Source organism: Devosia sp., from assembly GCF_028290645.1.
GTDB lineage: Bacteria > Pseudomonadota > Alphaproteobacteria > Rhizobiales > Devosiaceae > Devosia_A.
Genome location: NZ_JAQGJL010000080.1, coordinates 1 through 5535 on the forward strand (window position 1 = coordinate 1; position 5535 = coordinate 5535).

Sequence of the window (5535 nt, forward strand, 5' to 3'; positions counted from 1 at the left end):
GCGGGTGATCGGCCAGGACCACGCGATGGAAATGATCGCCAAGCGGATCCAGACCTCGCGCGCGGGGCTGGACAACCCGAACAAACCGGTCGGGGTGTTCCTGCTGGCCGGGACCTCCGGCGTCGGCAAGACCGAGACCGCGCTGGCGCTGGCCGAGGCGCTGTACGGGGGCGAGCAGAACCTCATCACGATCAACATGAGCGAGTTCCAGGAAGCGCATACGGTATCGACCCTGAAGGGCGCGCCGCCGGGCTACGTGGGCTATGGCGAGGGCGGGGTGCTGACCGAGGCGGTGCGGAGGAATCCTTATTCGGTGGTGCTGCTGGACGAGGTCGAGAAGGCGCACCCGGACGTGCACGAGATGTTCTTCCAGGTGTTCGACAAGGGCTTCATGGAGGATGGGGAAGGGCGCTTCATCGACTTCAAGAACACGCTGATCATCCTGACCACCAACGCCGGCACCGAGCTCATTGCGGGGATGTGCAAGGACCCGGAGCTGATGCCCGATCCCGAGGCGATGGCCAAGGCGCTGCGCGAGCCGCTGCTGAAGGTGTTCCCGCCGGCGCTGCTCGGGCGCCTGGTCGCGGTGCCGTACTACCCGCTGTCGGACCAGATGCTGGGCCAGATCGTGAAGCTGCAGCTGAACCGCATCAAGAAGCGGGTCGAGGCGCGCTACAAGATCCCGTTCGAGTACGGCGAGGACGTGGTGAAGCTGGTGGTATCGCGCTGCACCGAGAGCGAGTCGGGCGGACGGATGATCGATGCGATCCTGACCAACACCATGCTGCCGGACATCAGCCGGGAGTTCCTGACGCGAATGATGGAAGGAAAGGACATCGAACGCGTCTCGGTGCGGGTTGCCGATGGCGAGTTCCAGTACGGTTTTTCCCAGCTGCCCCCTGTGTGAAGCACCAGGGCCGATATTCATCCACCGGAGCGGGATCATGAATCTTAAGACTGCCGCACTTGCAACTCAATTCGTTAATAACGTGAACGTTTCCGTATGGGCCAACTGGCAAACCATCAGTGCGGACTTGCGTGCGACCCGCATCTGGGACCAGATGTCGCCGATCCTGGTCAGTTGCAGTGTTCCCTTGCCCCAGTTCGAGACCGGAGCCATGTTTGGAAACGGTGCCGCCTTCTTCTCGTCCTCGGACTGGAAGGTGGTGATCGGATCGGGGATGGTCCCTGACGCCCCGAGCCGCGACGAGATGACCGAGCTGCTGCGGACGGTCTACCACGAGACGCGCCACTGCGAACAGTTCTTTGCGGTGCTGCGCTATCTGGCCGCCAATGCCCGCAGTTCTACCTTCCTGCAAAAGCAGAAAGAGGTCGACCTGAGCAGCTTCGACGGCTTCTTTGCGAGCGCGAACGGCAACGACAACACCCATCCGCGCATGCGGGCGATCGCCGCCGATTACCTGAACAAGCGCACCGGAATGCCGGTCGATACCTGCGCCGAGGCGGTGGCACGGCCGATGAGGGTGGGCGACGAGCTGTTTTCGGTGGCGAAGGAGGCCTGCGAATCGATCTTCGATGCGGGCAACAAGCGGATGCTGGCGCAGCTGACGAATCACACCACGATCCACATCAAGTACAACAGCAGTGCGGTGGCGCAGGGGCGCGATTACGGTAGCGCCTATGCGGCCTATTTCAGTACGGCGATGCCTTACGAACTGGACGCCTTCGAAAGCGAGACGCTGGTCGGCGACGAGATTGCATCGCGGCCGACGCTGTTCGCGGCGCCGTAGCAGATGGCGCAGCCACGCTGTGCGAGGACTAGCGGAGGACGCCATGCCAAACCAGGTTTCGATGGGCGCGATGATGACCTGCACCTTCGGCGTGGCGCCGTCCTCGCTGGTGGTGCTGCCGACGAACAAGGTGCTGGCCGAAGGACCGCCGGCGGCCAACATCATGGACCACATCCCGCTGCTCAACATCATGCCCTTCGGGATGTGCAATTCGCCGGCCAACCCCACGGTGGCGGCGGCCACCGCGGCGGCGCTCGGCGTGCTGACCCCGATGCCGTGCGTGCCGGCCACCGCGGCGCCGTGGGTGCCCGGCGCGCCGACGGTGCTGATCGCGAACATGCCCGCGCTCGACAACGTCTCGAAATGCATGTGCAACTGGGGCGGCGTGATCGGCATCACCAATGCCGGCACCGTCAAGACCATGGTGCCGTAACCGCAATCGACAGGATCGCCCGCAATGCGCGCTACCCAAGCCAACCGTGAAGTTGCCGTTACCAGCGCCCTGGGCGCGGATGTCCTGCTGTTCGAGCGGATGACCGGTTCGGAAGCGCTGGGGCGGCTGCCTGAATACCGGGTGCAGCTGCTCTCGGCCAGCCAGGAGCTCAAGATCGCCGACGTGCTGGGCAAGCCGATGGGGATCCGGGTCGAGCTGGCCGATGCCACCCAGCGCCACTTCCACGGCGTCGTGACGCGCTTCGCCAACACCGGCTGGAGCGGCGAGTTGGCGCGCTACGAGGCGACCGTGCACCCGTGGCTGTGGCTCCTGACGCGCAGTTCGAACTGCCGCATCTTCCAGGACAAGTCGGTGGTCGACATCGTCAAGGCGGTGTGCGCCGACGCGGCCTACGGCGGGCTGGTCGACCTGTCGGCCAGTTCGCTGTCGGGCACCTACGCCCCGCTGCCGTATTGCGTGCAGTACCGCGAGACCGACTTCAACTTCGTCTGCCGCCTGCTGGAAGAGGCGGGCATCTACTTCTACTTCACTCATGACGAGAGCAAGCACACGATGGTGCTGGCCGACTCGTATGGGGCGCATGCCGGCATCCCTGGCTATGCCACGCTCGAATTCGCCGGCGAGGCCGGACGACGCGTGCTGGACCGGGAAGCCGTGTACGGGTGGGCCGCGGCGGGCGAGATCCAGTCGAGCAGCTACGCGCTGAACGACTTCGATTTCGAGAAGGCGGCGGCCAGCACCAGCGGTGGCCTGCTGGTCAAGTCGACCATCGCCGCCGCGTTCTCGCAGCAGGCGTACGAGATGTACGACTACCCGGGCGGTTACCTGGTCGCGGACGACGGCAACACGCTGGCGCGCGCGCGCTTGGAGGCGCTGCACGGACAGTGCGAGCAGATCGCCGCCGACACCAATGCGCGCGGCCTGTATCCGGGTGGTCTGGTCTCGCTGTCCGCGCATCCGCGCGCCGACCAGAATCGCGAATACCTGGTGACCGCGGCCGATTACGACATCGCGGTGAGTGACTACAGCAGCGGCGCGGGGGCGGCCAGCCTCGAGTTCCACTGCGCGTTCGGCGCGATCGGCTCCGAGCACAGCTACCGCGCGCCGCGCCTGATGCGCAAGCCGGTGGTGCGCGGACCGCAGACTGCAATGGTGGTCGGCAAAGCGGGCGAGGAGATCTGGACCGACAAGTACGGCCGCGTGAAGGTGCAGTTCCACTGGGACCGCGACGGCGCCGAGGACGAGACCAGCTCGTGCTGGGTGCGGGTGGCGCAGGGCTGGGCCTGCAAGGGCTGGGGCACCGTGTTCATCCCGCGCATCGGCATGGAGGTGGTGGTCAGCTTCCTCGAGGGCGACCCGGACCGGCCGCTGGTCACCGGCTGCGTCTACAACGGCGACGCAATGCCGCCTTACACGCTGCCGGACGACCAGACCCGGTCCACCATCAAGACCAACAGCTCGAAGGGTGGGGGTGGTTTCAACGAGATCCGATTCGAGGACAAGAAGGACTCGGAAGAGATCTTCGTGCAGGCCGAGAAGGACTTCAACCGGGTGGTCAAGAACAACGACACCCTGAAAGTCGGGTTCGAGAAGGCCGACAAGGGCGACCAGTCGATCAGCATCAAGAACGACCGCAGCGTCGACGTCGGCCACGACCACAAGGAGCACGTCGCCAACGACCAGACGCTGAACGTGGATAACAACCAGACCGTCGCGGTCAAGGTCGACCAGAAGCTCGACGTCGGCGGCAACCAGACGGTGGCGGTGACCGGGGACCAGAAGATCACGGTCAGCAAAACCATCGTGATGGAGGCGACCACCTCGATCGAGCTGAAGGTGGGCGGCAGCAGCATCAAGATCGAGCCGGCCAAGATCACGATCAAGTCGGCGATGGTCGAGGTCAAGGCCGACGCCAATGCCTCGGTCGAAGCGGGCGCGATGATGAAGCTGAAGGCGGGCGCGATCATGACCGTCGAGGGCGCGCTGGTCAAGATCAACTAGGCAAGCGATGTTCGCCGCCGTCGCACGCGATAGGCCGGGCTCCCTGCGAAGGCGGGGGGCGGCGTGCGCCGCACCCGGGCCTGTCGTTGCCTACTGTCCCTCGGGGGGAGCCGTGCCGCCGCCTGCGTCGGAGCCGCCGCTGCCGCTGTGGCCCGTGCTATCGAGGCTGCCGCCGGCGCTGGTGATGTTTTCCGTGGTGGGCCAGTTGCCCGATTCGGTGTTCTCGTGCAGCGACTCCCTACCGCCGTTCGACGAGCTCCAGTTGCCGCCGCCCATTGAACTGCATGCGGCCAGTCCAAGTGCAAGTAATACGCCAAGTAATAGGGCTTCGAATTTGCGTTTCATAATGATCTCCTTCCATCCGTTAATCGTTCCAACCATGATGCGAGCGATGGGGTCCGGTTTCCATCGGAAGTCCTCCCCCGCGAAGGGTAGGACACGTCCCATTCCAGAAGGTGCGGACAACTGTCGCTGCCAAGTGGATGCCCCTAAAAATGTTATCGATCCGATAGCGTTCTCGTGCATAATCGGTATATGACGGATGGCAACCAAGTTTCCACGACAATGTCCCTGATCCTGCGAATCCAGTCCTATCGCAAGCTGCCCCCCGCGGCGCCGGTCGAGCGCCGCTTTGACCGGCTCGGGGGGACCATCGGCCGCGCGGCCGGCAACGACCTCGAGCTGCCCGACCCGGGCAAGTACATCTCGCGCACCCATTGCAAGCTCGATTTCGTCGAGGGACGCTATACCCTGATCGACCTGGGCAGCAATCCGAGCTGGCTGAACGACCGGCCGCTCGGCACCGGCAAGACCGCGACGCTGGGCGATGGCGACACCCTGATCATCGGCGACTACGTGCTGCAGGTGGCCGTCGACGAGGCGCCGGCGGCGCACCCGGTGCCGGTGTTCGAGCCGGATTACTCGCCCGGCCACCCGTTCCAGGCCCAGCCCGCGGCGGGGCGGCAGGTGGCGCCCGAGTACATCAATCCGAAGGACACGCTGTCGGGCGCGAACATCCTCGATACCGGGGCCGGGATGGCGGCGCCGGCCGGCGCCGGCGATCCGCTGGGGCTCAACCTGTTCGGGCAGGCCGGCGCGGTGCCCGATCCGCTGGCATTTCGCGGCTCGGAGTTCGATCACGCCCCGGCGCAACATGCGCCGATGGATGCGATCGCCGTGGCGTCGCCGTTCGAGGCGCCGGCCGCTCCGGCCGCCCCGCCCGCCGCAGCGCCGCACGCGCTGATCCCGGACGACTATGACCCGCTCGCGGACTTTTTGCCGCCGCGCGTGCAGCCGTCGGCGCAGGCAGCCGCGGCGCCGGCGCCGCGT

The 5535-nt window shown here is 65.7% G+C and carries 6 protein-coding genes; 5 read left to right on the forward strand and 1 reads right to left on the reverse strand.

All coding sequences use genetic code 11. From position 1 onward, the window contains the following. From JWQ89_RS04245 to tssI, 4 genes are all read left to right on the forward strand, one after another. Nucleotides 1–907, forward strand: a 907-nt coding sequence (locus JWQ89_RS04245) for an AAA family ATPase (protein WP_299638701.1), incomplete at its 5' end; no start/stop codon positions are given. A gap of 37 nt (nucleotides 908–944) precedes the next feature. Continuing rightward, entirely contained in the window at nucleotides 945–1751 is an 807-nt protein-coding gene (locus tag JWQ89_RS04250; RefSeq protein WP_299638703.1) for a hypothetical protein, read from the forward strand. A gap of 43 nt (nucleotides 1752–1794) precedes the next feature. Next, nucleotides 1795–2184: a DUF4280 domain-containing protein gene (locus JWQ89_RS04255; protein WP_299638705.1), complete on the forward strand. Its 390-nt coding sequence runs from the start codon at nucleotides 1795–1797 to the stop codon at nucleotides 2182–2184. A gap of 24 nt (nucleotides 2185–2208) precedes the next feature. Beyond that, the gene (tssI, locus tag JWQ89_RS04260) at nucleotides 2209–4206 is read left to right on the forward strand and encodes a type VI secretion system tip protein VgrG (RefSeq protein ID WP_299638706.1); all 1998 of its coding nucleotides are present in this window, start codon (nucleotides 2209–2211) and stop codon (nucleotides 4204–4206) included. A gap of 90 nt (nucleotides 4207–4296) precedes the next feature. Here the strand turns inward: tssI and JWQ89_RS04265 are convergent, their stop codons facing one another. Then, nucleotides 4297–4551 (reverse strand): hypothetical protein, encoded by a 255-nt coding sequence (locus JWQ89_RS04265; RefSeq protein WP_299638708.1) that lies wholly within the window; start codon nucleotides 4549–4551, stop codon nucleotides 4297–4299. A 219-nt stretch (nucleotides 4552–4770) separates the two neighbouring features. Between JWQ89_RS04265 and JWQ89_RS04270 the strand changes: the two genes are divergently transcribed. Further along, on the forward strand, nucleotides 4771–5535 hold a 765-nt coding region (locus tag JWQ89_RS04270; protein ID WP_299638710.1), incomplete at its 3' end, for an FHA domain-containing protein.

Excerpts from the sequence above, each read along its gene's own strand:
- JWQ89_RS04250 (WP_299638703.1), top strand. The coding sequence starts at position 945 with ATGAATCTTAAGACTGCCGCACTTGCAACTCAATTCGTTAATAACGTG.
- JWQ89_RS04255 (WP_299638705.1), top strand. The coding sequence starts at position 1,795 with ATGCCAAACCAGGTTTCGATGGGCGCGATGATGACCTGCACCTTCGGC.
- JWQ89_RS04265 (WP_299638708.1), bottom strand. The coding sequence starts at position 4,551 with ATGAAACGCAAATTCGAAGCCCTATTACTTGGCGTATTACTTGCACTT.
- tssI (WP_299638706.1), top strand. The coding sequence starts at position 2,209 with ATGCGCGCTACCCAAGCCAACCGTGAAGTTGCCGTTACCAGCGCCCTG.